Annotated in this window: 25 protein-coding genes and 1 tRNA gene; 20 read left to right on the top strand and 6 right to left on the bottom strand. The window is 68.4% G+C overall.

Translation table 11 applies throughout. The features are described 5' to 3' along the window. The first annotated feature begins 21 nt into the window (after positions 1–21). Positions 22–1,689 carry an alpha-amylase family glycosyl hydrolase gene (locus MD221_RS13610; RefSeq protein WP_425602283.1) on the top strand — a complete coding sequence of 556 codons (1,668 nt, stop codon included), beginning with the start codon at positions 22–24 and terminating at the stop codon, positions 1,687–1,689. A gap of 10 nt (positions 1,690–1,699) precedes the next feature. Here MD221_RS13610 and MD221_RS13605 read toward each other — a convergent pair whose 3' ends face one another. Together MD221_RS13605 and MD221_RS13600 are read right to left on the bottom strand one after the other, a co-directional pair. Further along, on the bottom strand, positions 1,700–2,728 hold the full coding sequence (locus tag MD221_RS13605) for a LacI family DNA-binding transcriptional regulator (RefSeq protein WP_242112376.1): 1,029 nt from the start codon (positions 2,726–2,728) through the stop codon (positions 1,700–1,702). Then, on the bottom strand, positions 2,725–3,453 hold the full coding sequence (locus MD221_RS13600; protein WP_242112374.1) for a hypothetical protein: 729 nt from the start codon (positions 3,451–3,453) through the stop codon (positions 2,725–2,727). The genes MD221_RS13605 and MD221_RS13600 overlap by 4 nt, the downstream gene beginning before the upstream one ends. Before the next feature lie 319 nt (positions 3,454–3,772). On the opposite strand from MD221_RS13600, the gene thrS reads away from it, so the two are divergent. Together thrS and infC are read left to right on the top strand one after the other, a co-directional pair. Further along, positions 3,773–5,671, top strand: coding sequence for a threonine--tRNA ligase (gene thrS, locus MD221_RS13595; protein ID WP_242112373.1), 1,899 nt, complete (start codon positions 3,773–3,775; stop codon positions 5,669–5,671). Positions 5,672–5,737: 66 nt separating this feature from the next. Further along, positions 5,738–6,283: a translation initiation factor IF-3 gene (infC, locus tag MD221_RS13590; protein WP_242112372.1), complete on the top strand. Its 546-nt coding sequence runs from the start codon at positions 5,738–5,740 to the stop codon at positions 6,281–6,283. 143 nt (positions 6,284–6,426) lie between these two features. Here the strand turns inward: infC and MD221_RS13585 are convergent, their stop codons facing one another. After that, positions 6,427–7,044 carry a dihydrofolate reductase family protein gene (locus MD221_RS13585; protein ID WP_242112371.1) on the bottom strand — a complete coding sequence of 206 codons (618 nt, stop codon included), beginning with the start codon at positions 7,042–7,044 and terminating at the stop codon, positions 6,427–6,429. Between the two features lie 410 nt (positions 7,045–7,454). Here MD221_RS13585 and rpmI point away from each other — a divergent pair, with 410 nt between their 5' ends. The 10 genes from rpmI (at position 7,455) to MD221_RS13540 (ending at position 13,327) form a co-directional block, all read left to right on the top strand. Further along, positions 7,455–7,652, top strand: coding sequence for a 50S ribosomal protein L35 (gene rpmI, locus MD221_RS13580; protein WP_242112370.1), 198 nt, complete (start codon positions 7,455–7,457; stop codon positions 7,650–7,652). Between the two features lie 12 nt (positions 7,653–7,664). Continuing rightward, positions 7,665–8,024 carry a 50S ribosomal protein L20 gene (gene rplT, locus MD221_RS13575; RefSeq protein ID WP_242112369.1) on the top strand — a complete coding sequence of 120 codons (360 nt, stop codon included), beginning with the start codon at positions 7,665–7,667 and terminating at the stop codon, positions 8,022–8,024. A gap of 181 nt (positions 8,025–8,205) precedes the next feature. Beyond that, a complete protein-coding gene (gene pheS / locus MD221_RS13570; protein WP_242112368.1) occupies positions 8,206–9,201 on the top strand; it encodes a phenylalanine--tRNA ligase subunit alpha in 996 nt (331 codons plus the stop codon). A gap of 75 nt (positions 9,202–9,276) precedes the next feature. Continuing rightward, positions 9,277–11,700, top strand: coding sequence for a phenylalanine--tRNA ligase subunit beta (gene pheT / locus MD221_RS13565; RefSeq protein WP_242112367.1), 2,424 nt, complete (start codon positions 9,277–9,279; stop codon positions 11,698–11,700). Between the two features lie 134 nt (positions 11,701–11,834). Further along, positions 11,835–12,140, top strand: a complete 306-nt coding sequence (locus MD221_RS13560) for an integration host factor subunit alpha (RefSeq protein WP_226470114.1) — start codon at positions 11,835–11,837, stop codon at positions 12,138–12,140. After that, complete coding sequence (locus tag MD221_RS13555) at positions 12,133–12,489, top strand: MerR family transcriptional regulator (RefSeq protein WP_242112366.1); 357 nt, start codon at positions 12,133–12,135, stop codon at positions 12,487–12,489. Before MD221_RS13560 ends, MD221_RS13555 begins: the two co-directional genes overlap by 8 nt. 11 nt (positions 12,490–12,500) lie before the next feature. Next, positions 12,501–12,707 (top strand): hypothetical protein, encoded by a 207-nt coding sequence (locus MD221_RS13550; protein ID WP_242112365.1) that lies wholly within the window; start codon positions 12,501–12,503, stop codon positions 12,705–12,707. Between the two features lie 24 nt (positions 12,708–12,731). After that, positions 12,732–12,808: transfer RNA gene (locus MD221_RS13545), tRNA-Pro, on the top strand. A gap of 95 nt (positions 12,809–12,903) precedes the next feature. After that, positions 12,904–13,065: an integrase arm-type DNA-binding domain-containing protein gene (locus MD221_RS17575; RefSeq protein WP_339328432.1), complete on the top strand. Its 162-nt coding sequence runs from the start codon at positions 12,904–12,906 to the stop codon at positions 13,063–13,065. Further along, positions 13,007–13,327, top strand: coding sequence for an integrase (locus MD221_RS13540; RefSeq protein ID WP_242112363.1), 321 nt, complete (start codon positions 13,007–13,009; stop codon positions 13,325–13,327). Before MD221_RS17575 ends, MD221_RS13540 begins: the two co-directional genes overlap by 59 nt. A 930-nt stretch (positions 13,328–14,257) precedes the next feature. Here the strand turns inward: MD221_RS13540 and MD221_RS13535 are convergent. The 3 genes from MD221_RS13535 to MD221_RS13525 all read right to left on the bottom strand — a co-directional run bounded on the left by MD221_RS13535 (position 14,258) and on the right by MD221_RS13525 (position 17,938). After that, complete coding sequence (locus tag MD221_RS13535) at positions 14,258–15,517, bottom strand: DUF11 domain-containing protein (protein WP_242112362.1); 1,260 nt, start codon at positions 15,515–15,517, stop codon at positions 14,258–14,260. 483 nt (positions 15,518–16,000) lie between these two features. Continuing rightward, on the bottom strand, positions 16,001–16,888 hold the full coding sequence (locus MD221_RS13530; RefSeq protein ID WP_242112361.1) for a CE1 family esterase: 888 nt from the start codon (positions 16,886–16,888) through the stop codon (positions 16,001–16,003). A 324-nt stretch (positions 16,889–17,212) separates the two neighbouring features. Continuing rightward, the gene (locus MD221_RS13525) at positions 17,213–17,938 is read right to left on the bottom strand and encodes an AraC family transcriptional regulator (protein ID WP_242112360.1); all 726 of its coding nucleotides are present in this window, start codon (positions 17,936–17,938) and stop codon (positions 17,213–17,215) included. 159 nt (positions 17,939–18,097) lie between these two features. Here MD221_RS13525 and MD221_RS13520 point away from each other — a divergent pair, with 159 nt between their 5' ends. From MD221_RS13520 to MD221_RS13490, 7 genes are all read left to right on the top strand, one after another. Then, on the top strand, positions 18,098–19,039 hold the full coding sequence (locus MD221_RS13520) for a proline racemase family protein (RefSeq protein WP_242112359.1): 942 nt from the start codon (positions 18,098–18,100) through the stop codon (positions 19,037–19,039). Then, positions 19,036–20,148, top strand: coding sequence for an NAD(P)/FAD-dependent oxidoreductase (locus MD221_RS13515; RefSeq protein ID WP_242112357.1), 1,113 nt, complete (start codon positions 19,036–19,038; stop codon positions 20,146–20,148). The genes MD221_RS13520 and MD221_RS13515 overlap by 4 nt, the downstream gene beginning before the upstream one ends. Further along, complete coding sequence (locus MD221_RS13510; protein WP_242112356.1) at positions 20,145–20,390, top strand: (2Fe-2S)-binding protein; 246 nt, start codon at positions 20,145–20,147, stop codon at positions 20,388–20,390. The genes MD221_RS13515 and MD221_RS13510 overlap by 4 nt, the downstream gene beginning before the upstream one ends. Beyond that, positions 20,383–21,693 (top strand): NAD(P)/FAD-dependent oxidoreductase, encoded by a 1,311-nt coding sequence (locus MD221_RS13505; RefSeq protein WP_242112355.1) that lies wholly within the window; start codon positions 20,383–20,385, stop codon positions 21,691–21,693. Before MD221_RS13510 ends, MD221_RS13505 begins: the two co-directional genes overlap by 8 nt. Next, positions 21,690–22,595 (top strand): dihydrodipicolinate synthase family protein, encoded by a 906-nt coding sequence (locus MD221_RS13500; RefSeq protein ID WP_242112354.1) that lies wholly within the window; start codon positions 21,690–21,692, stop codon positions 22,593–22,595. Before MD221_RS13505 ends, MD221_RS13500 begins: the two co-directional genes overlap by 4 nt. Positions 22,596–22,672: 77 nt before the next feature. Then, the gene (locus MD221_RS13495) at positions 22,673–24,268 is read left to right on the top strand and encodes an aldehyde dehydrogenase family protein (RefSeq protein WP_242112353.1); all 1,596 of its coding nucleotides are present in this window, start codon (positions 22,673–22,675) and stop codon (positions 24,266–24,268) included. Next, a complete protein-coding gene (locus MD221_RS13490; protein WP_242112352.1) occupies positions 24,265–25,467 on the top strand; it encodes a M24 family metallopeptidase in 1,203 nt (400 codons plus the stop codon). The genes MD221_RS13495 and MD221_RS13490 overlap by 4 nt, the downstream gene beginning before the upstream one ends. Positions 25,468–25,689 lie beyond the last annotated feature (222 nt).

The raw sequence follows: 25,689 nt of genomic DNA, 5'->3' as shown, positions 1-25,689 counted from the left end.
ACGACGCTGCTGCCGCTCGCGATGCTCGCGGCCCTGGCCGGCTGCCAGTCCCCGGGCCCCGCGATGAGCGCGGACGCCGCCGCCGGCGCCCCCGACTACTACGGCACGCTCGAGCCCTTCGCGGCCAACGCGGTGTATTTCGTGGTCACCGACCGCTTCGTCAACGGCGACCCGGGCAACGACCATCGCGACCAGGGCGGCGCCCATCGCACCTTCGACCTTCCGGTGCGGGGGCCGGACGGCGAGACCGACAACATCGGCTACCTCGGCGGCGACTTCAAGGGCATCGTCGACAACGCCGGCTACATCCGCGGCATGGGATTCGACGCGGTCTGGGTGACGCCGATCGTCGACAATCCGGACGAGGCCTTCACCGGCGGCAAGCCGGTGACATGGGGCAGCTCGCTCACCGACCGCGGCAAGGCCGGCTACCACGGCTACTGGGGGGTGAACTTCTACCGGCTCGACGAGCATCTGCCGAGTCCCGGCCTGGACTTCGCCGGCTTCACGCAGGCGATGCGTTCGAACAACCTGAAGGTGGTGCTGGACATCGTCGGCAACCACGGCTCGCCGGCCTACACCATGGTAGAAGCGCAGCCGATGTTCGGGCAGGTGTTCGGCAAGGACGGCACGCTGCTGGCGGACCACCAGAATCTGCCGCCGTCCAAGCTCGATCCCGCACGCAACCCGCTGCATGCCTTCTACAACACCGGCGGCGGGCTGGCGGAGCTGTCGGATTTCAACGAGAACAATCCGGCGGTGCTCGACTATCTGGTCGGCGCCTACGAGCAATGGATCGAGCAGGGCGCCGCCGCCTTCCGCATCGACACCATCGGCTGGATGCCGGATGCCTTCTGGCAGAAGTTCACCAGCCGCATCCGCGCCAGGCATCCCGGTTTCTTCATGTTCGGCGAGGCCTTCGACTACGACGCGGACAAGATCGCCCACCACACCTGGCGCGGGCACGGCGAGACCAGCGTGCTCGATTTTCCGCTCAAGGCGGGGATCGCGGAGGTGTTCGGCGGCCAGCGCGCCGGATTCGAGCGGTTGCGCGAACCGCTGCACCTGGAGAACGGCCCGTACGCCAATCCCTACGAGCTGATGACGTTCTACGACAACCACGACATGCCGCGCCTGGACGCCACGGATGCCGGGTTCGTCGATGCGCACAACTGGCTGTTCACCGCGCGCGGGATCCCGGTGGTCTATTACGGTTCCGAAGTCGGGTTCATGCGCGGGCGCGCCGAGCACGCCGGCAACCGCAACTATTTCGGCCAGCCGCGGATCGAGGCGGCGCGCTCGCATCCGATCCGCAGGGCGCTCGCGCGCATCGCCCTGTTGCGCCAGGCGACGCCCGCGCTGCAGCGCGGCCTGCAGCTGAACGTGCGCCTGCAAGGCGACGAGGCGGTGTTCTACCGCGTGCTCGCCCACGGCGGCGAGCGCCAGATCGCGCTGGTCATGCTCAACAAGGGCGATGCGCCGCGGCGCATGACGGTGAGCGAATACCTGCAGCCGGGCAGCTGGCGGGATGCGTTCGGCCTGGGCGATTCCAATGTCGAGGGGAGATTGGAAGCGGACGTTCCGGCCCATGGCGTGCGCGTATTCCTGTACGGCGGCCCGATCACCCGCCAGGACCTGCGCACGCGGCTGGCGGAACTGATGGCGCGAAAATCGCGCCAGCCGCATTGAGGCCAGGCGCCTAGGCGCCGGTGGAGGCGCGCAGCACCAGCTTCGCCGGTATGGTCTGGTTCTCCACGCGCTCCCCGCCGATCAGCCGCAGCAGGCTGTCCACCAGCAGGGTGCCGGCCAGCCGCGTGTCCTGCTGCACCGTCGACAGTCCCGGCGTCACCAGGCCGGCCATCGGGATGTCGTCGAAGCCGGCCACGGCCACGTCCGACGGCACGCGCAGGCCGCGCTCGGCCAGCGCGCGCAGGGCGCCGATGGCGATCAGGTCGCTGGCGCCGAACACGGCATCGAAGCGCTCGCCGCGCTCGAGCAGCGCGCAGGCGGCCTCGTAGCCGGACTGCTCGGTGGTGATGGCGTCGGCCTGCAAGGCCGGCGAAGCCTCCAGTCCGGCCGCGCGCAGCGCAGCGACATGGCCGCGGTAGCGTTCCAGGAATTCCGGATAGTGGTCGGAGGCATGGCCGAGGAAGGCGATGCGCCGCCGGCCCCGCGAGAGCAGGTGCGCGGTGATGTCGTGGCCGCCCTGCACGTTGTCGCAGCCGATGGACACCCCGGGCTGGTCCCTGGAGGCCGAGCCCCAGCGCACGAAGTGCGTGCCGCGCTCGGCCATCTGCCGCAGCCGCGCCTGCGATTCCAGGTAGTCCCCGTAGCCGAGCAGCAGGATGCCGTCGGCCTTGTGGCTGTCCTCGTACTCGGCCTGCCAGTCCTCGGACAATTGCTGGAACGAGATCAGCAGGTCGTAGCCGCGCCGGCCGCAGGCGCGGGTGATCGAGCCGAGCATGGACAGGAAGAAGGGGTTGATCTGCGAATCGTCGGGCGTCGGGTCCTCGAAGAAGAGCAGGGCGATGGTCCCCGAATGCCGCCGGCGCAGGCTGGAGGCGTTCTTGTCGACCTTGTAGTTCAGCTGCTCGGCGATGGCCAGGATGCGCCGACGCGTCTCCTCGCTGACCATCGGGCTGCCGCTCAGGGCGCGCGAGACCGTCGGCTGGGACACCCCGGCCAGGTGCGCGATGTCCAGCGATGTGGGTTTGCCTTTGATGGTCATGGATCGGGCCAGCGCGGATCGGGGGTGCGTCGCCGCTGTTTGGCCTGTTCCATGCGCGCGGCGGATGTCTCCGCCCATGCCCCGAGGCGGTCGGCGCCTCGGCGCAGGGGCGGGATCGCGAGCATAAGCCACGACAGCTGCCCGGCGAGGATGCCGCCGTAGTAGATGGCGCCGATCCAGGCGGCGATGTACGGCTGTTCCAGCAGCAAGCCGCCGTGCCTGCGTATCTCGTCATAGCGGGAGGCCTGCAGCCACGCCTCGTCCAGGCCCATCCTCGGCAGCAGCGCGCCGCCGAACGCGCATCCCATCATCACCACGAAGTACCACATGATCCGCAGCGCCATCGCCCCGGAGGCCTGCATGGAGGCCTCGTCGCTACGCTGCACGAAGGGCAGGAAGTGGCCGACCAGCACCGAGGCGATGATGAACTTGATCGCCTGCGCGTCGATCATCAGCATGGCGAAAGACACCACGAAACCGGCGAAGAAGACCACCACGCCGATCTTGCCCAGCAGGCTGCGCGAGAGCATCAGCAGCATCAGGTTGAGCGGATTGAGGATGAATTCGAATCCGATGAGGACCGCGAAGTCGTAGATCTGCGCGGCCTCGTCCGGACGCGGCTCGAGCAGGTACACCAGGCTGACGTAGAACAGGAACACGGTGCCGCCCCCCGCCACCAGGCGGAAGGCGCCATGCAGCGAGGCCGGCAACCGGATCAGGGACACAGGGACATGGGCGTGTGCGGGTATGGAGGGCGCGCGGCCGCCATTGACTTGCCGGCCCCGATCCCCAACTATTGCCAAGCATCATGGCATACCGCCATGACCGAGCCGAAGGTGGCCCGCGGAAACGCCGGCCGAGCGTGCGACATGAGCACTACGCCCCTGCAGCGCTGACCCTTCCCAAGCGCCTCGAGAACGGCGCTTCGGCGCGCCACGTCCGTCCTTACAAGACCCCGGCCATCCCCGGCCGGACCATCCAATTCCGAGCCTTGCGCCTCCGAAGCCAATCGGGGCCGTAGGGACGCGCTTTCGCCAGACGCCCATGATCAACATCACGCTCCCCGACGGCAGCCGCCGCGAATACGAACACCCCGTCTCTGTCATGGAGGTGGCCCAGTCGATCGGCCCCGGCCTGGCCAAGGCCACCCTGGCCGGCAAGGTCGACGGCAGGCTGGTCGATGCCAGCGACCGCATCGACCATGACGCCACCCTGCAGATCATCACGCCCAAGGACGAGGAGGGGCTGGAGATCATCCGCCACTCCACCGCGCACCTGGTCGGCCATGCGGTCAAGCAGCTGTATCCGGGCGCGAAGATGGTGATCGGGCCGGTGATCGAGGAGGGCTTCTACTACGACATCTGGTTCGAGCGCCCGTTCACCCCCGAGGACCTGGCCGCGATCGAGCAGCGCATGGTGCAGCTGATCGACCAGGACTACGACGTGGTCAAGAAGATGACGCCGCGCGCGGAAGTGGTGGAGGTGTTCAAGTCGCGCGGCGAGGACTACAAGCTGCGCCTGGTCGAGGATATGCCCGACGAGACGCAGATGGGCCTGTACTACCACCAGGAATACGTCGACATGTGCCGCGGTCCGCACGTGCCGAACACGCGCTTCCTGAAGGCCTTCAAGCTGACCCGCATCTCCGGCGCCTATTGGCGCGGCGACTCGAAGAACGAGCAGCTGCAGCGCATCTACGGCACCGCCTGGGCCGACAAGAAGCAACTGGCCGCCTACATCCAGCGCATCGAGGAGGCCGAGAAGCGCGACCACCGCAAGATCGGCAAGCAGCAGGACCTGTTCCACCTGCAGGAGGAGGCCCCGGGCCTGGTGTTCTGGCACCCGAAGGGCTGGTCGATCTGGCAGGTGGTGGAGCAGTACATGCGCGGCGTCTACCGCGACAGCGGCTACGGCGAGGTGCGCTGCCCGCAGATCCTGGACGTGTCGCTGTGGCAGAAGTCCGGCCACTGGGACAACTACAAGGAGAACATGTTCTTCACCGAGTCGGAGAAGCGCACCTACGCGGTCAAGCCGATGAACTGCCCCGGCCACGTGCAGGTCTTCAACCAGGGCCTGCACAGCTACCGCGACCTGCCGATCCGCTACGGCGAGTTCGGCTCCTGCCACCGCAACGAGCCTTCGGGCGCGCTGCACGGCATCCTGCGCGTGCGCGGCTTCACCCAGGACGACGGCCACATCTTCTGCCGCGAGGACCAGATCGAGGCCGAGGTCACCGCCTTCCACCAGCAGGCCCTGGCCGTCTACCGGCACTTCGGCTTCGACGAGATCCAGATCAAGATCGCCCTGCGCCCCGAGCCGCGCCTGGGCGACGATGCCACCTGGGACAAGGCCGAGGCCGCCCTGCGCAGCGCCCTGTCGGCCTGCGGGGTGGAATGGCAGGAGCTGCCGGGGGAGGGGGCCTTCTACGGGCCCAAGATCGAATACCACCTCAAGGACGCCATCGGCCGGACCTGGCAGCTGGGCACGATGCAGGTCGATTTCATGATGCCCGGCCGCCTGGGGGCCGAATATGTGGACGAGCAGAGCCAGCGCCAGACCCCGGTCATGCTGCACCGGGCCATCGTGGGCTCGATGGAGCGCTTCATCGGCATCCTGATCGAGCACCATGCTGGTGCATTCCCGGCCTGGCTGGCCCCCGTTCAGGCGGTTGTGATGAACATCACGGACAGCCAGGCCTCCTACGTCGAGGAGGTCCGGAAATCCCTTGTAAATCAAGGCTTCCGGGTCGAGTCGGATTTGCGGAACGAGAAGATCGGCTATAAGATTCGCGAGCATACGCTGCAGCGCGTGCCGTATCTGCTCGTCGCGGGCGACCGCGAAAAGGAAAATGCGGCGATCGCGGTGCGCTCGCGCACGGGGGAAGATCTGGGCTCGATGTCCGTCGCAGACTTCGCCGCGCGCCTGCGCGAGCACGCAGCTTGAAGCGTGGCCTGCGCGCGCCCATATCGCGGGCGTGCGCAGTAGGCCCGGGTGCGGTGCGCATCCGGTATGAGTCATTTTGGAGATCGCAACATCAGTACTCCTGAAAAGCAAAATCGCCGCAACAACGAGATCCGCGTCCCGCGCGTGCGCGTGATCGGTTCCGATGGCGAAATGATCGGCGTGCTTTCGCGCGACGAAGCACTGCAGATGGCCGAAAGCGAAGGCCTGGATCTGGTGGAAATCCAGCCCAATGCCGATCCGCCGGTCTGCAAGATCATGGATTTCGGCAAGTTCCGCTTCGAGATGCAGAAGAAGGCCAACGAGGCCAAGAAGAAGCAGAAGCAGGTCGAGATCAAGGAACTGAAGTTCCGCCCGGTCACCGACGAGGGCGACTATCAGATCAAGATGCGCAACATCCGCCGCTTCCTGGAAGAAGGCGACAAGGTCAAGATCAACATCCGCTTCCGCGGCCGCGAGATGAGCCACCAGGAACTGGGCCGCGAGATGGCCGCGCGCATCGAGGCCGACCTCGGCGAGGATATCGTCATCGAGTCGCGTCCGCGCCTGGAAGGGCGGCAGATGGTGATGATGATCGCGCCCAAGAAGAAGTGAGCGCGAGGCACCGGCTTTCCCTCTCTTGCTGAGAGAGCGGAAGCCGGGGTCGGCCAGGGGCGCGCGCCGCCGCGGCGTACGCCGCCTCTCTCGGCCTTCGCATCGCCCGCCCCGGAGCCGCGCACAGCGCGGCCTTGGCCGGCTCAGGCCGGCCGATAGATCTGCAATACCGATCCGCGCGGAAAAGTCCTCGAACCGGCCAGCGTGAGCCTCGTCGGCGCGCTCAGGTCGGAGAAGATCGGCGCGCCCTTGCCCAGCACGATCGGATGCACCAGCAGGCGATATTCGTCGACCAGGTTCCGGGCGATGAGGCTGCGCGCCAGGGCGGCGCCTCCCAGGACGATGATCGGCTTGCCTTCCTGGGCTTTCAGCCTGGCCACTTCCTCCGCCAGATCGCCGCTGGCCACGTGGGCCTGCGCCCAGCTTTCCGCGCCGGGCTGCAGCGGGGCGATTTGCGGCGCGCCGTCCTGGGCATCCTGGGTGGCCGCGGCCGCCTTCAGGATCGCCGGCCCCTCCTTCGAGAAGACCGCCTTGGGAATACGGTTCATCGGCGGCGCGAACGCCGTGGTGGACGTCTGCCAGTAGGCGGCCATGCTGCGGAAGGAGCGGCTGCCCATGGCCAGCAGGCCGGCGTCCCACAGGTTCTCCACCTTCCAGGCCAGGGCCTCCGGGTCGCCGTCGAACATCCATTGGACGTCGTCCCCCGGGCCGCTGACGAAGCAGTCGAGCGACATGGTCATCGCCAGGATCAACTCTCTCATCGCTGTCTCCTCGTTCCAGTCCGTCCCCGGAGCGGGGCGGATCGATGGGTCCGGCACGTGTCTTGCCGGCCTTCCCATCACGACGCGCGACCGGAGGCGAATTCGACACGAAGCCGCGAAATCGATCCGGAGGAATGCCGGCAGGCGAGGCGTTGCATGCCGCGCGGCGGGGAGATCGTGCGGAGCGAACTCCCTGATTTGCAAGGGAATCCCGGGCAGGGCATAATGCTCGGCCCGGTTCGCCGGGGTTTTGTTTGCAGTATTTCTGGACCTGTCGTCGATTCCTTTGGAATCAATGACTTAATAAGCCGGCAAGGGCAGGACGGAAAGCCCGTCAGGGTCGCGCGATGCCTCGCGCAACCCAACGACGGCGCCCAGGCCAGTCGAAGAACATCCCAAAGGAAATCGCTATGCCCAAGATCAAGACGCATCGGGGCGCGGCCAAGCGCTTCCGGAAGACCGCTTCCGGCAAGTACAAGGCGGGCCACGCCAACCGCAGCCACATCCTCACCAAGAAAGCGACCAAGCGGAAGCGCAACCTCCGGCAGACGAACCACGTTCGCGCCGAGGACAGCGGCCGTCTGGACCGTATGCTGCCGTATCTCTGAGGAGGCTGAACCATGGCACGAGTCAAGCGTGGTGTGACCGCACGTCGCCGTCACAAGAAAATCCTCAAGCAGGCCAAGGGCTACTACAACGCCCGTCGCAAGGTCTTCCGCGTCGCCAAGCAGGCGGTCACGAAGGCCCTGCAGTACGCCTACATCGGCCGCAAGCAGAAGAAGCGCCAGTTCCGCACCCTGTGGATCGCGCGCATCAACGCCGCGGCCCGCATCAACGGCCTGAGCTACAGCCGATTTATGAACGGCCTCGCGAAGGCCGGCATTACCCTCGACCGCAAGGTGCTGGCGGACATCGCCGTGCACGACGCGACGGGGTTTGCGGCCTTGGCGGAGAAGGCGAAGGGCGCTTTGGCCGCGTAAACGGTACGCAGGTCCCTCTGCAGAAGTCCGCGCGTTCCCGCGCGGGCTTTCCAGGAAGGCAGGGGTTCCCGGCTTACGTGCGGGGAAGGGCGCAAGTCCTTCCCCGTTTTCATTTGTATCGCCGTTTTTGTGCCGTCCCCCTCCCGCGGGACGGCAGCAACGAGGGTTCGGGGCAATCCGCATGAGCGACATCGAATCACTGTCCACCCAGGCGCTGGCCGACATCGCCTCGGCGCAGACGCCGGACGCGCTCGAGGCGCTGCGCGTCGCGCTGCTCGGCAAGGCCGGCAGCGTGACCGCGCAGCTCAAGGCGCTGGGCGCGCTGCCCGGCGACCAGCGCAAGGCCGCCGGCGAGGCCATCAACCGCGCCCGCGACGCCATCGGCGAGGCCCTTGCCGCACGCAAGAACGCGCTCGATGCCGACGCGCTCGACGCGCGCCTGGCGTCGGAGACCATCGACGTCACCCTGCCGGGCAGGGACGCGGCGCGCGGCGGGGTGCATCCGATCACCCGCACCATCGAACGCATCGCCGACATCTTCGGCCGGCTCGGCTACGAGCTCGCCGACGGCCCGGAGATCGAGGACGACTGGCACAACTTCGAGGCCCTGAACTTCCCGCCGCACCATCCGGCGCGGGCCATGCACGACACGTTCTATTTCGAGGACGGGCGCCTGCTGCGCACGCATACCTCGGGCGTGCAGATCCGCTACATGCTGCAGCACAAGCCGCCGCTGCGCATGATCGCGATCGGCAAGGTCTACCGTTCCGACTCCGACCAGACGCACACGCCGATGTTCCACCAGTGCGAAGGCCTGCTGATCGACGAGCGCGCCAGCATGGCCGACCTGAAGGGCACCATCGCCGAGTTCGAGCGCGCGTTCTTCGAGCGCGACTTCGCCATGCGCTTCCGGCCGAGCTACTTCCCCTTCACCGAGCCCTCGGCCGAGGTCGACATCGCCTGGGAGCAGGCCGACGGCAGCACGCGCTGGCTGGAGGTGATGGGCTGCGGCATGGTGCATCCGAACGTGCTGCGCAACTGCGGCATCGATCCGGAGCGCTACACCGGCTTCGCCTTCGGCATGGGCGTGGAGCGGCACGCGATGCTGCGCTACGGCGTCGACGACCTGCGCGCGTTCTTCGACAACGACGTGCGGTTCCTGCGGCAGCTCGCGTAGGCGGCTTGCGAACATCGTCCGTCCCGCGCTCGCCGGGACGCGTCAACGGCACACAGCACTGGCTCTTTCAACGCTATGAAATTCTCCGAAAACTGGCTGCGCCAACACGTCGCATTGGGAAGTCCGGCCGAAAGCGGCTACGTGACGCGCGAGCGGCTCGCCGACACCCTGACCGCGATCGGCCTGGAAGTGGAAGACATCACCCCGCTGGGCGAATCGCTGCAGGGCGTGGTGGTGGCGCGGATCGTCGAATGCGCCAGGCATCCGGAAGCCGACCGCCTGCAGGTCTGCCAGGTGGACGCCGGGCAGGGTGCGCTGCTGCAGATCGTCTGCGGCGCGCCGAACGCGCGCCCGGGCCTGGTCGCGCCGCTGGCCACCATCGGCACCCGGGTCGGCGACCTGGTGATCAAGGCCGCCAAGCTGCGCGGCGTGGAATCCAACGGCATGCTCTGCTCGGCCAAGGAACTGGGCGTGGACGCCGACGCCTCGGGCCTGCTCGAACTGCCCGACGACGCGCCGATCGGCGCGCCGCTGGCGCAGGTGCTCGGCCTGCCGGACGCCAGCTTCGAGCTCAAGCTCACGCCCAACCGCGCCGACTGCTTCGGCATCCGCGGCATCGCCTACGACGTGGCCGCGGCCTGCGGCAGCGAGGTGGCGCCGCTGGACGCCACGCCGATGCCGGCGCTGAGCGATGCGGCGATGGCGGTGGAGCTGCACGCCGGCGCCGACGTGCCGCGCTATTGCGGCCGCGTCATCCTGGGCGTCGACGCCGCGCGCAAGACGCCGCTGTGGATGTCCGAGCGGCTGCGCCGCAGCGGCATCCGCCCGGTGTCGCTGCTGGTGGACGTCACCCAGTACGTGATGCTGGAGATCGGCCAGCCGATGCACGCCTTCGACCGCGACACGCTGCGCGGGCCGGTGGGCGTGCGCCATGCGCGCGCCGGCGAAACCGCCAAGCTGCTCAACGGCGAGACGGTGACCCTGGACGGCCAGTTCCTGGCCATCACCGACGGCAGCGGCGAGGCCGAGCGGGTGGTCGCGCTGGGCGGCATCATGGGTGGCTACGACAGCCGCGTCACCGAGGCCACGCGCAACGTGTTCCTGGAAGCGGCGCACTTCGCCGCGAGCGCGATCATCGGCCGCGGCCGCAGGCTCGGGCTGCACACCGACGCCGGCCACCGCTTCGAGCGCGGCGTCGATCCGGAACTGCCGCGTACCGCGATCGAGATCGCCACGCGCCTGATCGTGGAGATCGCCGGCGGCACGCCGGGCCCGGTCACCGAGGCGGTGCTGCCCGAGCACCTGCCGCAGCGCCATCCGGTGACGCTGCGCCGCGAGCGCCTGGCCCGCGTGCTCGGGCTGACGGTGCCCGACGCCGAGGTGGAGCGCATCCTGCGCGCGCTCGGCCTGGGCGTGGAGGTGCTCGCGGAAGGCTGGCGCGTCACTCCGCCTTCGCGCCGCTTCGACATCGCCATCGAGGAAGATCTGATCGAGGAGGTGGCGCGCATCCATGGCTACGACGCGATTCCCGGGGCGCTGCCGGGAAGCACGTCGGGCATCCTCGCGCCGAGCGAAACGCGCCTGGGCGAGGCCGAGCTGCGCCGCCGCATGACCGCGCGCGACTATCTCGAGACGGTGAACTACGCCTTCGTCGATGCCGCGCTGCTGCAGCGCTGGGACGCGGCGGCGGGCGGCGTGGCGCTGGCCAATCCGCTCAGCGCCGAGCTCGGCGTGATGCGCACGCGCTTGCTGCCCGGGCTGGTCGAGTCGCTGTCCCGCAACGCCGCGCGGCAGCAGCCGCGGGTGCGGCTGTTCGAGATCGGCAAGGTGTTCGCCGCCGCCGAGGGCGGCGATGCCGACACCCGGCCGGCACCGGTCGAGACGCCGCGCATCGCCGCGGCCGTCTACGGCAGCGCCGCGCCCGAGCAATGGGACGAGAAGCCGCGCGCGGCCGACTTCCACGACCTCAAGGGCGACCTGGACAGCCTGGCCGCGCTCGCCGACGCACGCCTCGACTACCGGCCCTCGCAAGCGCCCTGGGGGCATCCCGGCCGCTCGGCCGACGTCTTGCGCGACGGTGTCCAGGTCGGCTGGATCGGCGAGCTGCATCCGCGCCTGCAGCGGGCGCAGGACCTCGACCATCCCGTGATCGCCTTCGAGCTGGATCTTGCGGCGTTGCAGCAGCGTGCGCTGCCGCGCTCGGGCGCCCTGTCGAAATTTCCGTCGGTGCGGCGCGATCTCGCGTTCATCTTCCCGGAAAGCGTCGCATGGTCGGCGATCGCCGCCACCGTGCGTACCGCCGCCGGGACGCCGTTGCGGGAGCTGCATCTGTTCGACCGCTACGTCGGACGCGGGGTTGAATCCGGTTTCAAGAGTCTCGCCATGGGCTTGATTCTGCAGGAAGATTCCCGCACTCTGACCGACCGCGACGTGGAGTCGGTGGTCGCCGAAGTCACGGCTGCGCTGACCTCCGCGCATGGGGCGCGGATTCGAAGCTGAAGGAGCTGCGCCGATGCCATCCGGCATCGCGCGCTCCGTGAACGCCCAGTCATGGACGGCAGGGCAGGACGTCCGAGGCAGGCAGTGCGGGCTGCGTCATGGAAGGCATCAGGGTGGGCAGGTAAGGAGCAGACATGGCGGCACTGACCAAAGCGGAAATGGCCGAGCGGTTGTACGAGGAAGTCGGCCTGAACAAGCGCGAGGCGAAGGAGTTCGTCGACGCGTTTTTCGACGTGCTGCGCGAAGCGCTGCAGCAGGGTCGGCAGGTCAAGCTGTCCGGCTTCGGCAACTTCGACCTGCGCCGCAAGAACCAGCGCCCCGGGCGCAACCCCAAGACCGGCGAGGAGATTCCGATCTCCGCGCGCACCGTGGTCACCTTCCGTCCCGGCCAGAAGCTGAAGGAACGCGTGGAAGCCTACGCAGGCGGCGACCATGCTTGATCCCGGCAGCAATCGCGAGCTTCCGCCGATTCCGGCCAAGCGCTACTTCACCATCGGTGAGGTCAGCGAGCTGTGCGACGTCAAGCCGCACGTGCTGCGCTACTGGGAAACCGAATTTCCGAGCCTGAGCCCGGCCAAGCGCCGCGGCAACCGCCGCTACTACCAGCGCCACGACGTGCTGATGGTGCGGCAGATTCGCGGCCTGCTCTACGAACAGGGCTACACCATCGGCGGCGCGCGGCTGCGCCTGGAGGGCGAGACCGCCCGCCAGGAATCGGCCCTGAGCAGCCAGATCGTCAAGCAGGTGCGCATGGAGCTGGAGGAAGTCCTGCAACTGCTGCGCCGCTGAGGCGGCAGCGCATGCGCTTCAGCATCTTCCATTGGCTCGTCGCCCTGGCCTGCGTGGCCATCCCGGTGGCGGCCATCGCCGCGGTCGCCTGGATCCTGGTGCGGCAGCGCCGCCAGGCCGAGGAGGCCGCGCGCCGGCCCTTGCCGCCCCCGCCGATCCCGGCCTTGCCGGCCGCCCAGCCGCCCGAACACGGGGCGGGGGCTGCAAAGAACGATTGAGCAGAGGGTATAATCGTCCACCACCGGGGTATAGCGCAGCCTGGTAGCGCACTTGTCTGGGGGACAAGTGGTCGTCGGTTCAAATCCGGCTACCCCGACCAAATTCGCCGTCCATCACGGCCTGGAAAGTTCAGAAAACCCGCAGAGATGCGGGTTTTTTGTTGTCTCAGTGTCCGGGAATGTCTGATGCCGTCTCTTGCAATCTGGGGACAAATATGGGGGCAACTGGTGGAGGCTGAAATACCGTTGTGGCGGCAAGGAAAAGCGGCTGGCGCTCGGAGTCTATCCCGAGTCGGGGGTTGGCGCAGGCGCGCGCCAAGCGAGACGAGGCGCGCAAGCTGCTGGCCGCTGGCGGTGATCCAGGCACCCAGCGCAAGGCCGAAAAGGTCGCAGGCAAGGCGCGCGCGGCCAATAGCTTTGCGGTCATCGCCACCGAATTGATGGCGAAGCGGGCGGGGAAGCTTGCTGCCGGTACGGCGATCCGTGAGCGTCGCCTGCTCGAAAAAGACCTGGGGCCGTACATCGGAAGCGTGCCGATAGCCGAGAGCGGGCACGGTGAATATGTCTTTCCAGGCGTGCGCGGTAAGGATCAAAAAGCCCCGGACTTCGTGAAGGCATAGGCAGCGCAGGGCTGGCGCAACAACAAGTCGGATTTGAAACGCCATGCACACCACGATCGTTGCGGTGTTTCGGCCGCCGCAGGGCATACCGCCCCGGGAAGAACCCGCTTTTTCCGGGCGGACAACAGCTCAGAAACCGTTGCTGGCTTACCTCGTGCCGCGCCTTGCCTGTTGTTGCATGAATTCGTGCTAGGGGCCTAGTCGAAGGTCGGCGGGAAGCTAATCAGTATTGGGCCCATGCAATCTTGAATTTTTATCATCAATGGCGTAGATATCTCGCCATTGCAGGGTGGCAAAGGCTGTCAATCACCGTTGAGTCATTGCAAGGGGGAAGAAATGCGCGTTAAGACATTCTCGTACTCGGCGGTTTTCTCGAAAATTGATGTAAGCAGATTCACTATTGATTTTGATGCTTGGGTCAAATCAAACGCAGGCATTGAGATCAAAGAAATCAAGCACGACATTTCGTCGGGTGCCTTCTGGTATCCGCCGCAATTGGTCGTCTCTGTGTATTACGTCGAAAAGGCATAGCGCCAACGCGGGATTTGCATCGCTGTTTCATGGATTGTTGTATCGATATTGCCGCAGGTTCGTCAGCGCTCGCGCCTTATCCGCTTCCGTGCGTGGCCGGTGCTGGTCCTACCATGCCACTTGTAGCGGCGCTTGCCCGGTTCGGCCAGGGTGCGGCAGGGCTGGCCGTCCCGGTGCCGTCGTGCGTCACAGACGACCCGGCTCGATGCCTGTTCCGTCCTGTTCTCAGTCGGCTACCAGAAAATTCAGAAAACCCGCAGAGATGCGGGTTTTTTATTGCTTGTCCCAAGAGCCCCGATGCACAGTCGACGGGCGGACATGCAGCCTGCCCGCCGCTCCGGTGGCGAGGTCGGATGCCTCGGCCATTCTCCTGGCGCCAGTTGCCAGGATCGGTTACGGCTACTGCACCGTGCAGGTCAGCGTGAAGGCGAGCGAGGAGTTGGCGGGAAGGGTGGCGATCGTCACGCCCGAGGCGGATTGCAACGCCGCGACCGTGACGGTCGGGCAGACGGCGCCGCCCGTTGGGCTGCCGCAACTGGCCGCCGTGCAGTTCAGGCCGGTGGGAGCCGGGTCGCGCAATACCGCGCCGTCGCTGGCGTCGGGTCCGCCGTTGGCGACCACGATCCGGTAGTTGACGGTGCTGCCCGCCAGGACCGTGTCGCCGGTCTGATCGGTCGGGCCATTGGCCGGGGAATTGGTTTTCGTCACCGACAGGTTCGACTGCCGCAGACGGTTGACGAAGGTGCAGACGATCGTCTGGTTGCCGCCGTAGTCCGACGGCGCGATGCTGAGGCTGGTGCCCGCGAGCGTGGATGCGATCGCCGCGCCGCTGCCCTGTTCGACGCAGGACGCTCCGTTGAGAGTGAAGTTGTTCGGAAGCAGCGTCTCGTTGATCGTGATCTGCTGGGTGTGGTCGGACACCGGAAAGGTCGCGGAACTGGCGGGATTGGCGCCGGCGGTGTCGAGCACGAAGCTGCCGACGCCGTTGCTGCCGGAGAAGCTGAAGCTGCCGGTGCCGCCGTTGGACTGCTTGCGAACGATCACGCTGGAGCCGGCGAAGCTCCAGCGCAGTTCCAGGCCGTCTCCGGCGCCGGCGGCGCCGACCATCACCACGGAGAAGGTGAGGCTGGTGATGCCCGTGCCGTTGAATTGAATCGAGCCGCAAGCGGCGCCGGCGGTCGTGGTGGTGCATTCGGTGCCCGAGGTGCCGGCGACGCCTTCCTGGCGCTTGAAGGTGCTGCCGGTGAGCACGAACTGGCTGTTCCCGGCGAGCCTGGTCAGGGTGACGGTTCCGCCTTGGGAAACGCTAGAAGACAGCGTCCAGGCCGCGCTGTTCGAGTTGCCGGAAGTGCCGCCCAGCCGATCGACATGCAGGACGGGATTGTTGACCGGCTCGCTGAAGGTGACGGTATGGGTGATCGCGGTGGTGACGGCGGGAATCTGCAGCAGCAGCGATGGCCCGCCGGCGACGGTGTCGCCGTAGGGATCGCTCCAGAAGTTGCTGGTGTTGAAGGTGTCGTTGGCGTAGTTGACGCTGGAGGTGCCGGTGTGGGTGACGGCGATTCCCAGTACCGACGTGGTGGCGGAGCTGGTGCCGTTTCCCGTCCAGGTTCCGGTCAGGGCCGCGACGGCCACCGTCGAGGCGAGGGCCAGCAGCATCGCGATTGCGAATGCCCTGGCTTTTAGTAAGGCGGCTTTTCGTAAGGCTGAAGGCGTTGATATGCACTGCATGTCATTTCCCCAAAAAATGACTTGCCGTCCATCGAGTCATGCGATGAATGGTGTTATCCCGATCCCCGCATCCCTGCTCCTGTCCTTTTATGTGTATCTCGCAGAGCGCCGGTCCCGGTTGCGGACCGGCGAATTCAGCGGCGCATCCCCATTTCTTTACAGAGGATTGAATATTTGAAGTGAGGACTGTGTCAAGGTTTCAGTGCGAATGATTTCGCAGGAAACCGTTGCCGGCTGCACTGACCGCGGCCGTCATCCATTCGCAGCCGGCGCCGGCTCGACCGGTGCTGGCCCAGTGTTGTGTCGCTCGTCGGGACGAAGCGAGATTGCGCTCCGGGAGGTTCACCGCGAACAAGCCGGGCACCGCTCCGGCTTGTTCGTCCTGCGGCGGCAAGGCCGCGGCGCGCATCGTCAGAACGACGAAAACCAGTTCGATGCAGAAGTGAGGAAATAATCGGGCGGCTGGTGTCCGAGATATCCGCCGCCGCCGGAATACTGGCCGCCGGCATAGAGCGTCAGCCTGAGGTCGGCGGCGCAGCCGGTGGTGTAGCGTCGGGTCTCGCCGGAGGTCGTGTGGGCGCCGGTGCAGGACAGCCGCTGCATCCAGAAATCGTTCTGCGCTTCCCCGAACAGGCCGTCCGGGCTGGAATCGCCGAAGTAGTCGTCGTCCAGGCCGAAGAAGGTCCATACCGCCGGCTTGCCGACGCAGAGAGCGGGGTTGGGCGGCGCGCCGAACCAGTACGGCGTGTTCGCGGCGACCGGGGCGATGGCCTTGAACTTGTCGCCCAGGAAGCAGCCCACCACGGCGGCCATGTCGCCGCCCCAGGAGTGGCCGGTGGCGAAGACGCGGTTCTTGTCGATCGAATAGGTGCTTTGCAGGACGGCGAGCAGTTCCTTCACGAACACGATGTCGTGGTTGCCGCCGTAATCGCCGGCATAGGGTCCGAGCGCCCAGCCCTTGTCCCCGTACCAGCTCCATTTCTGGTCGGGGTAGACGAAGATCGTATCGCTCATATGCGATTCGAGGCCCGTGACGGTGGGCGGCAGCCAGCCTTTGCCGAACCACTCCCGCATTTCCTTGCCGGTGGTGTCGGTGCCCGCGAACACCAGGACGAGCCGATAGGACTTGCTGGCGGTGTAGTTGCTTGGCAGGGCGACGTAATAGCTGCGCTTGTCGCCGGCGTCGCTGGAGAACGTGCGGGAGATTTGTCCGCTTGGCGGCGCGCCCAGCGCGCCGCAGGCAGTGCACGAGAGGAGCAGGAGCGTGAGCATCTTCAGGCCGGGGATCGGGATACGCATCGTTTTTGCCTCCACATGGTCGTGTGCAAGATGAAATGGCGCGTGAAGCCCGGGCAAGCAAGCGGGCCGACGTGGCGGCACCCCATGCTTCTTGGGCGGTGCGGAATCTCCTGTGTGCATGCGCGCCGGGAAGGGCTCGTTACCGAGCCCAGGCGATAGTGGATTCAGGCGGCACGGACGGTCTTGTGCTATTTGCCTCGAGCGGGCGCGGAATTGATCCGGTCGCGCCTCGGCCCGCGAGACGGCCGATTGCGATCGCACGTGCGAAGAAAGCCGCAAGGCGCAAAGACGCCGGCTGCGCGGTGCACGGCCAGCGGCGACGAATCAATCGGACTGGTTCGAGGGGGATCGCAGGCGCAGCGTACGGTAGTCGCGCGGGGTGACGCCGACCACAGCGCGGAACTGGCGCGAGAATGCGCTTTGGTCGCAGAAGCCGCAGGCTTGTCCGATGCTGGCGATGGTGGCGCTCGAGCGCAGCTGGCGCATCGCCGACTCGATGCGGATCTTGGTGAGGAACTGCTGCGGCGTGAGCTGGAAGACGCGATGGAACAGCCGCTCCAGCTGCGCCACCGAGATTCCCGCGATCCTGGCCATCTCGGCCACGCGGATGGCTTCCGCATAGTGGTCGTACATGTGGCTGACCACCTGTTCGAGCTGCGCGAACGAGGAATGGCGCTTGTCGGGCTGGCCGAGGTCGCGGGAGATGCCCAGTACGCCGACGACGCTTCCGCCGGCGAGGATCGGGCGCTTGAAGGTCAGGCACCAGCCGGGAAGGCGATTCGGATAGAGATGCACCTCGAGCTGGTTCTCGAGCACCTCGCCGCGCAGCACGCGACGGTCCTGCTGCAGGTATCGCGTGCCCAAAGGCGCCGGGAAGAGATCCTCGGCGGAGCGCCCCACCACGTCGCCGATGCGCTTGCGGCCGATGCGGCGGATCAGCGTCAGATTGCAATGGGTGTATCTGCCTTCGCGATCCTTGACGAAAAACACCACGTCCGGCAGCGCGTTGAACAGCGTCTGTATCTCGTCGGTGACAAGCGCTTCGCTCATGGTGGCCGGGCACGCAGGGGCAGGAGTCGTGGAGGCCCATGCTACGCGCGGACGGCCCCCGGGGATTGTGCGGATTTCCGCATCCGGGCGGAGAAAACCGCGCTAGGCCGGGTCAGGGGGCGCTGGGATGATGGAAGACCACGCGCACGGGCCGGCCCAATGTTCGAAATCGAGGTTGTCGATACCCATACCGCCGGGGAACCGACGCGCGTGGTCGTCGCCGGCTTCCCGGAACTGGGCGAGGCCGATCTGGCCCAGCGCCGCGAGCGATTTCGTGCCGAATTCGACCATTGGCGCAGCGCGATCGCCTGCGAGCCGCGCGGGTCGGACACGATGGTGGGCGCGCTGCTGCTGCCGGCATGCGATCCGGCAGCGTGCACAGGCGTGATCTTCTTCAACAACGTCGGCTACCTGGGCATGTGCGGCCACGGCACGATCGGCGTCGTGCGCGCGTTGCAGTACCTGGGGCGCATCCGGCCGGGACAGCACCGCATCGAAACGCCGGTCGGCACGGTCGGCGTCGACCTGGCCGAGGATGGCCGGGTCTCGATCGACAACGTCGAGAGCTATCGCCATGCGCGCGACGTGGCCGTGCAGGTGCCGGGATACGGCACGATCCGCGGCGACATCGCCTGGGGCGGAAACTGGTTCTACATCACCGGGCAGTCGCCGTTCGCGCTCGATCTGTCGCACCAGCGCGCGCTGGCCGCCTATGCCGAAGCGATTCGGCAGGCGCTGGAAGCCGCGCGCATCACCGGTGCCGACGGCGGCGAGATCGACCATATCGAAATCAATGGGCCGGCGCCCGACGGCACCGGCCATGCGCGCAACTACGTGCTGTGCCCCGGCCTGGCCTACGACCGCTCGCCCTGCGGGACCGGCACCAGTGCCAAGCTCGCCTGCCTGGCCGCCGACGGCAAGCTGGGCGAGGGCGAGCGCTGGGTGCAGCAGGGAATCCTCGGCAGCGCTTTCGAAGCAAGCTATCGGCATGGCACGCGCGGCGTGCTGCCGCGCATCACCGGCAGCGCCTTCGTCACCGCGCGATCGCGGTTGCTGGTCGACCCGGCCGATCCCTTCGCCTGGGGTGTCCGCGCCGGATGAATGCCTACGACCTCATCGTCGTCGGCGCCGGCATCGTCGGCGCGGCCTGCGCCGAGGCTGCGGCGAGCGAGGGGCTGCGGGTCGCCATGGTCGAACCCGGCCCGGTCGGCGGCGGCAGCACCGCGGCGGCGATGGGGCATCTGGTGGCGATGGACGAGGATCCCGCCGAGCTGGCGCTGTCGGCCTATTCGCTGCGGCTGTGGGAGCGCTATGCGCGATTGCCGGACGCCGAGTTCAGCCGTTGCGGCACCCTGTGGATCGCGCGCGACGCGCGCGAGATGACGGCGGTGCCGGGCAAGATCGCACGGCTGGCGGCGGCCGGCGTGCGCGCCGAGGCGGTCGAGGCGGGACGCCTGTACGAACTCGAGCCGCATCTGGCGCCGGGCCTGGCCGGCGGCATGTGCGTGCCGGACGAGGCGGTGGTCTACCCACCGCGCATGGCGCGCCATCTGGTCGATGCGGCGGGCGCGATGGGCGCGCAGCTGTATGCCGGGCGGCGCGCGATCGAGCTGATCGCGGACGGCGTGCGCCTGGACGACGGGCAGGCTCTGCGGGGGACCGTGCTGGTCGCCAGCGGCGTGGCCCTGCCCGAGCTGCTGCCCGAACTGCCGCTGCGTCCGCGCAAGGGACAATTGGCGATCACCGACCGCTATCCGGGGCTGGTAAGCCATCAGTTGCTGGAGCTGGGCTATGCCGATTCGGCGCACGGCGATGCCGACAGCAGCGTCGCCTTCAACGTGCAGCCGCGCCCGACCGGACAGATCCTGATCGGTTCCTCGCGCGAATTCGGCGCGGCCGACCGCGAGGTCTCGCTGCCCCTGCTGCGGCAGATGCTGCAGCGCGCCTTCGCGTTCCTGCCGGTGCTGCGCGAACTGCAGGCGATCCGCATCTGGACCGGGCTGCGCCCGGCGACGCCGGACGGGCGCCCCTACCTCGGCCCGGTCTTCGGCCGGCACAACGTGTGGGTCGCGGCAGGCCACGAGGGGCTGGGCATCACCACCGCGCTGGGCAGCGCGCGCCTGGTCGTCGACGGCCTGCTTGGACGCGGCACGGCGATCGATCCGGCGCCGTACCTGCCGGCACGCATGCTGGCGCGTGCGGCATCGTGAGCGGACGGGTGCGATTGACGGTCGATGGAGCCCCGGTGAGCGTGCCGGACGGCGCGAGTGTGGCGGCGGCGATCGCCTGCGCGGGGCGCCCGTTCCGGCGCTCGTGCGGCGGCCAGCCGCGGGCGCCGCTGTGCGGCATGGGCGTGTGCTTCGAATGCCGGGTGCGCATCGACGGCGTGGCGCAGCAGCGCTCGTGCATGGCGACGGCGCGCGAGGGCATGCGGGTGCAGACCGATGCGTGAGCCGCGCTTGCGTTACGACGTGCTGGTGGTCGGCGCCGGCCCGGCCGGGCTGGCCGCGGCGCATGCGGCGGCGGCCAGCGGCGCGCGGGTGGGTGTGGTCGACGCGCAGCCTCGCGGCGGCGGCCAGGTGTGGCGTCACGATCTCGAGCGCGGCGTGCCGGCGGCGGCGCGCCGCGCGCTGCGCGTGCTCGACACCCTCGGCGTGACCTGGATGCCGCAGGTGCAGGTCACGATGGCGCAGCCAGGCTGGCTGCTGGCCGATTGCCGCGAAGGCCCCCGCCAACTGCACTACCGCGCGTTGGTGCTGGCCACCGGCGCGCGCGAGCTGCTTTTGCCGTTTCCGGGCTGGACGCTGCCCGGGGTGACCGGGGCCGGCGGCGCGCAGGCGTTGTCGAAGCTGGGCTGGCCGCTGCGCGGCAAGCGCGTGGTCGTGGCCGGCAGCGGACCGCTGCTGCTGGCGTCCGCGGCGACGTTGCGCGCGCACGGCGCGCAGGTGCTCGGCATCCACGAGCAGGCCAGCGCACACGCGCTGCGCGCTTTCGCGCTGCGGCTGCCGCGCTGGCCGGGAAAGGCCGCGCAGGCGCTGGCGCTGCGGACGCGGCTGCTCGGCGTGCGCTACCGCACCGACAGCATCGTGGTCGCGGCGCACGGCGACGATGCCGTGCGCGAGGTCGAGATCGAAAGCCCGCACGGACGCCGCCGCATCGCCTGCGACCAACTGGCCGTCGGCTACGGCCTGGTCGCCAATACCGAGCTGGCGCAGTTGCTCGGTTGCCGGCTGGAACACGAGGGACGGCACCCGCGCGTGGCGGTCGATCCGATGTTGCGCACCAGCGTCCACGGCGTGTTCGCCGCGGGCGAGGCGCTGGGGATCGGCGGGCGCGACTGCGCCCTGGTCGAGGGCGCGATGGCCGGCTACATGGCCGTCGGCGCGGAAGCGATGGCCGAAAGGCTGCGCCGCCGTCGCCGTCGCGCGCGCGCTTTCGCCGAGCAGCTGCGCAGCGCCTTCGCGCTGCGTCCGGCCGTGCATGCCGCGGCGCGCGAGGACGTGCTGGTCTGTCGCTGCGAGGACGTGCCGCTGGGCGCGGTGCTCGGCATGGCCAACGCGCGCGAGGCCAAGCTCGCCTCGCGCTGCGGGATGGGCGCCTGCCAGGGCCGCGTTTGCGGCACGGCACTGGCCGAGCTGGGCCTGGCGCGCGCCGAGCGCTTTTCCGACGGCCGCCGCAGGCCGCCGCTGTTCCCGGTCCGCCTCGACGCGTTGGCCGGTTCCTTTCTCCACGATCCGCGAGACATCCCATCATGAGCAATGCCTCCTTCTGGAAGGGCGTCCTGCCCGCCATCACCACGCCGTTCCAGGCCGACGGCAGCGTCGACCACGCTTTCCTGGCCAGGCACGCCGAGCAGCTCGTCGACGCCGGCTGCACCGCGATCATTCCGCTGGGTTCTCTCGGCGAAGCGGCCACGCTGTCCTTCGAGGAGAAGGTGGCGATCATCAAGACATTGGTGGAAGCGGTGGGCGACCGGGTGCCGGTGGTGCCGGGCATCGCCTCGCTCTCCACCGCCGAAGCGGTGAGGCTGGCGCAGGCGGCCCAGGCGGCCGGCGCGGGCGGGCTGATGGTGCTGCCGGTCTACGTCTATACCTCGGATTGGCAGGAGGCCTCGGCCCATGCGCGCGCGGTGCTCGGTGCGACCGACCTGCCGTGCATCCTCTACAACAATCCGATCGCCTATCGCACCGATCTGCTGCCGAGCCAGATCGCGCAGCTGGCCGGCGAGTTCCCGAACATGCAGGCGGTGAAGGAATCCTCGGGCGAGATCCGTCGCTTCGCCGCGATCAAGGAGCTGCTGGGCGATCGCCTGGTGCTGCTGGTCGGAATGGACGATGCGATCGTCGAGGGCCTGGCCATGGGAGCCGAAGGCTGGGTGGCCGGCCTGGTCAACGCCTATCCGGCCGAGTCGGTGAAGCTGTTCGAACTCGCGCGCGATGGCGGCTACGCCGCGGCGGCGACGCTGTACCACTGGTTCCTGCCGCTGCTGCGCCTGGACACCGTGCCGAAGTTCGTGCAGCTGATCAAGCTGGTCCAGGCCAAGGCCGGCATGGGCGGCGAGGCCGTGCGCGCACCGCGCCTGGCGATCGAGGGCGCCGAGCGCCAGGCCGCGCTGAAGGTGATCGAGCAGGCCATCGCCACCCGGCCCGCGCTGTAGTGCAGGTACGCCCGCGGTTCGCGCGAACGTCGAACGGGCATGGGCCGGCCACGGAATAGCAACGAGGAAAGCCTGAGATGAACGAACAAGTTTCGCCGCTCCTGCTCGGCGGGCGCTGGCAATCCAGCCTGGAGATGGTGGGCAGCTTCCGCGCGACCGATCCCGAGACCGGCAATGCCGTCGGATCCGCTTTTCCGATCAGCGGCGCGGCCGACGTCGAAGCCGCATTGACCGCCGCCGGCGCCGTCGCGGCGGAGCTCGCCGCCACGTCCCCCGAGCGCATCGCCGCGTTCCTGGAAGCCTACGCCGACGCCATCGACGCCGATGCCGACACGCTGGCCGCGCTCGCGCATATCGAGACCGCGCTGCCGGCGCCCACGCGCCTGCGCGGCAACGAACTGCCGCGCACCAGCAATCAACTGCGCCAGGCGGCGCAAGCCGTGCGCGGACACACCTGGTCGCACCCGGTCATCGACACCGCCGCCGGCCTGCGCTCGCACCTGGCGCCGTTGTCCAAGCCGGTGCTGGTGCTCGGCCCGAACAACTTTCCGTTCGCCTTCAACGCCGTCGCCGGCAGCGATTTCGCCTCGGCGATCGCCGCCCGCAACCCGGTCGTCGCCAAGGCGCATCCGCTGCACCCGGCCACCAGCCGGCGACTGGCGCAACTGGCCCATCTGGCATTGCTGGACAGCGGCCTGCCCGCGGCCGCGGTGCAGATGCTGTACCACTTCGACAACGCCATGGGCCTGAAGCTTGCGGGAGACGCGCGCCTGGGCGCGATCGGCTTCACCGGAAGCAGGGCTGGCGGCCTTGCGCTGAAAGCGGCGGCCGAGCGGGCGGGCGTGCTCTTCTACGGGGAGATGTCCAGCGTCAATCCGGTGTTCCTGCTGCCGGGCGCATTGGCCGAGCGCGGCGAAGCGATCGCGCAGGAGTTCTTCGCTTCCTGCACATTGGGCAGCGGGCAGTTCTGCACCAATCCGGGCGTGGTGGTCGTGCCGCGCGGCGCGGACGGCGACGCCTTCGTCGCCGCGGCCGCGGCCCATTTCGCGGCGGCTGCGCCGATGACGCTGTTCTCGCGGGCCGGCGTCGATCATCTCGCGCAAGGCATCGCGGCGCTGCGCGAGGCGGGCGCCGAGCTGCTGGCGGGCGGTTGCGCGGGCGAGGGCGGGTTCCGCTATGCGCCGACGCTGCTCTCGGTGGAGGGCGAAACGTTCCTCGCCCGGCCGCGCGCGCTGCAGGCGGAAGTGTTCGGACCGGCCAGCCTGCTCGTCCGCGCGGACGGCCCGGCGGACATGGCGAGAATCGCCGGCGCCTTCGAAGGCAACCTCACCGGCACGCTGTACCGCGCCGCCGACGGCTCGGACGATGCCGCATGGCAGGCGATCGCGCCGGTGTTGCGCGCGCGCGTCGGGCGCCTGATCAACGGCAAGATGCCGACCGGCGTAGCGGTGAGCCCGGCGCAGCACCACGGCGGCCCGTTCCCGAGCACGGGCCATCCGGGCTTCACCTCGGTCGGCATGCCGGCGGCGATCCGCCGCTTCGCCGCGTTGCACAGCTACGACGCGGTGCCCGACGCGTTGTTGCCGATGGAACTGCGCGACGCCAATCCCCGGGGCATCGCGCGCATGGTCGATGGCCACTGGCGCGACGCCGGTCCGGAAGTGCGGGCATGAGCGCGCAGATCGGGCATCTCGACCTCGCCGAGGCGAGCGCGCAGCTGGCGCCCTGGACGCGGCGGGCGCCGGCGATCGATGCCGACGAGTACGGGCAGCGCATCGACAAGGCTCGCGCGCTGATGCGCGAGAACGGCATGGATGCGCTGCTGGTCACGGCCGGCACCTCGTTGCGCTACTTCGCCGGTGTGCCGTGGAACGCCAGCGAGCGCCTGGTGGCGTTGCTGGTGACCGCCCAGGGCGATCCGTTTCTGGTTTGTCCGGCGTTCGAGGAAGGATCGCTAGACGCGGTGCTCGCGTTCCCGGCCGTCAAGCGCCTGTGGGAAGAGCACGAGGATCCCTACGCGCTGGTGGCGCAGGCGATGGCCGAGCGCGGGGCGCGCACGCTGGCGCTGAATCCCGGCGCCACCTTCGCGGTCCATGTCGGCCTGCGCCGGCATCTGGACGTGCAGGCGATCGCCGACGCCACGCCGGTCATCGACGGCTGCCGCGCACGCAAGTCGCCCGCCGAGCTGGCGTTGATGCAGCAGGCCTGCGACATGACCCTGCAGGTGCAGCGCCTGGCCGCCGGCATCGCCCGCGAAGGCATCGGCACCGACGAGCTGGTGCGTTTCATCGACGGTGCCCATCGTGCGCTGGGCGCGGACGACGGCTCGTCCTTCTGCATCGTGCAATACGGCCATGCGACCGCGTTTCCGCACGGCATTCCCGGCGTCCAATACCTGCGCGAAGGCGATCTGGTGCTGATCGACACCGGCTGCACGGTGCAGGGCTACCATTCCGACATCACCCGGACCTGGGTCTTCGGCGCGCCCAGCGACGAACAGCGCCACATCTGGGAGCTGGAGCGCGCGGCGCAGGCGGCGGCGTTCGCCGCGGTGCGTCCGGGCGTGCCCTGCGAGGACGTGGACAGCGCCGCACGTAAGGTGTTGGAGGCGGCTGGCCTTGGCCCCGGCTACCGCTTGCCCGGGCTGCCGCACCGCACCGGCCACGGCTGCGGCCTGGCGATCCACGAGGCGCCCTATCTGGTGCGCGGCGATCGCACCGCGCTGCAGCCGGGCATGTGCTTCAGCGACGAACCGATGATCGTCGCGCCGGGGCGCTTCGGCGTCCGCCTGGAAGACCACTTCCATGTCGTCGAGGACGGTGCGCAATGGTTCACGCCGCCCTCGGCCGCCATCGACCAGCCGTTTTCCTGAGCCCGAAATCGCGGGCCGGCCGCCAGCGCAAGGGAACGCGCAGCCGCGGATTCCGGACTTTCCGCGTGTTGAAGGGGGAAGCGAAATCCATGTTCCGGATTTGCCGCGGTCGCGTGTCTTGATACGGACAACAGGGACCCTGGACGGGCCGTTTTGACCGTGCGGTCGGGGCGGCCTGGGCGGGGTCATGAGGTTCTGGCAGGCAGGACTGCAAGACCGGGC

The organism is Luteimonas aquatica (assembly GCF_022662575.1).
Classification (GTDB): domain Bacteria; phylum Pseudomonadota; class Gammaproteobacteria; order Xanthomonadales; family Xanthomonadaceae; genus Luteimonas; species Luteimonas aquatica.
This window is presented reverse-complemented; position numbering and strand designations above follow the sequence as displayed.

Coding starts and splice junctions, on each gene's coding strand:
- MD221_RS13610 (WP_425602283.1), top strand. CDS start 22: ATGCTCGCGGCCCTGGCCGGCTGCCAGTCCCCGGGCCCCGCGATGAGC.
- MD221_RS13605 (WP_242112376.1), bottom strand. CDS start 2,728: ATGACCATCAAAGGCAAACCCACATCGCTGGACATCGCGCACCTGGCC.
- thrS (WP_242112373.1), top strand. CDS start 3,773: ATGATCAACATCACGCTCCCCGACGGCAGCCGCCGCGAATACGAACAC.
- infC (WP_242112372.1), top strand. CDS start 5,738: ATGAGTCATTTTGGAGATCGCAACATCAGTACTCCTGAAAAGCAAAAT.
- MD221_RS13585 (WP_242112371.1), bottom strand. CDS start 7,044: ATGAGAGAGTTGATCCTGGCGATGACCATGTCGCTCGACTGCTTCGTC.
- rpmI (WP_242112370.1), top strand. CDS start 7,455: ATGCCCAAGATCAAGACGCATCGGGGCGCGGCCAAGCGCTTCCGGAAG.
- rplT (WP_242112369.1), top strand. CDS start 7,665: ATGGCACGAGTCAAGCGTGGTGTGACCGCACGTCGCCGTCACAAGAAA.
- pheS (WP_242112368.1), top strand. CDS start 8,206: ATGAGCGACATCGAATCACTGTCCACCCAGGCGCTGGCCGACATCGCC.
- pheT (WP_242112367.1), top strand. CDS start 9,277: ATGAAATTCTCCGAAAACTGGCTGCGCCAACACGTCGCATTGGGAAGT.
- MD221_RS13560 (WP_226470114.1), top strand. CDS start 11,835: ATGGCGGCACTGACCAAAGCGGAAATGGCCGAGCGGTTGTACGAGGAA.
- MD221_RS13555 (WP_242112366.1), top strand. CDS start 12,133: ATGCTTGATCCCGGCAGCAATCGCGAGCTTCCGCCGATTCCGGCCAAG.
- MD221_RS13550 (WP_242112365.1), top strand. CDS start 12,501: ATGCGCTTCAGCATCTTCCATTGGCTCGTCGCCCTGGCCTGCGTGGCC.
- MD221_RS13535 (WP_242112362.1), bottom strand. CDS start 15,517: ATGCTGCTGGCCCTCGCCTCGACGGTGGCCGTCGCGGCCCTGACCGGA.
- MD221_RS13530 (WP_242112361.1), bottom strand. CDS start 16,888: ATGCGTATCCCGATCCCCGGCCTGAAGATGCTCACGCTCCTGCTCCTC.
- MD221_RS13525 (WP_242112360.1), bottom strand. CDS start 17,938: ATGAGCGAAGCGCTTGTCACCGACGAGATACAGACGCTGTTCAACGCG.
- MD221_RS13520 (WP_242112359.1), top strand. CDS start 18,098: ATGTTCGAAATCGAGGTTGTCGATACCCATACCGCCGGGGAACCGACG.
- MD221_RS13515 (WP_242112357.1), top strand. CDS start 19,036: ATGAATGCCTACGACCTCATCGTCGTCGGCGCCGGCATCGTCGGCGCG.
- MD221_RS13505 (WP_242112355.1), top strand. CDS start 20,383: ATGCGTGAGCCGCGCTTGCGTTACGACGTGCTGGTGGTCGGCGCCGGC.
- MD221_RS13500 (WP_242112354.1), top strand. CDS start 21,690: ATGAGCAATGCCTCCTTCTGGAAGGGCGTCCTGCCCGCCATCACCACG.
- MD221_RS13495 (WP_242112353.1), top strand. CDS start 22,673: ATGAACGAACAAGTTTCGCCGCTCCTGCTCGGCGGGCGCTGGCAATCC.
- MD221_RS13490 (WP_242112352.1), top strand. CDS start 24,265: ATGAGCGCGCAGATCGGGCATCTCGACCTCGCCGAGGCGAGCGCGCAG.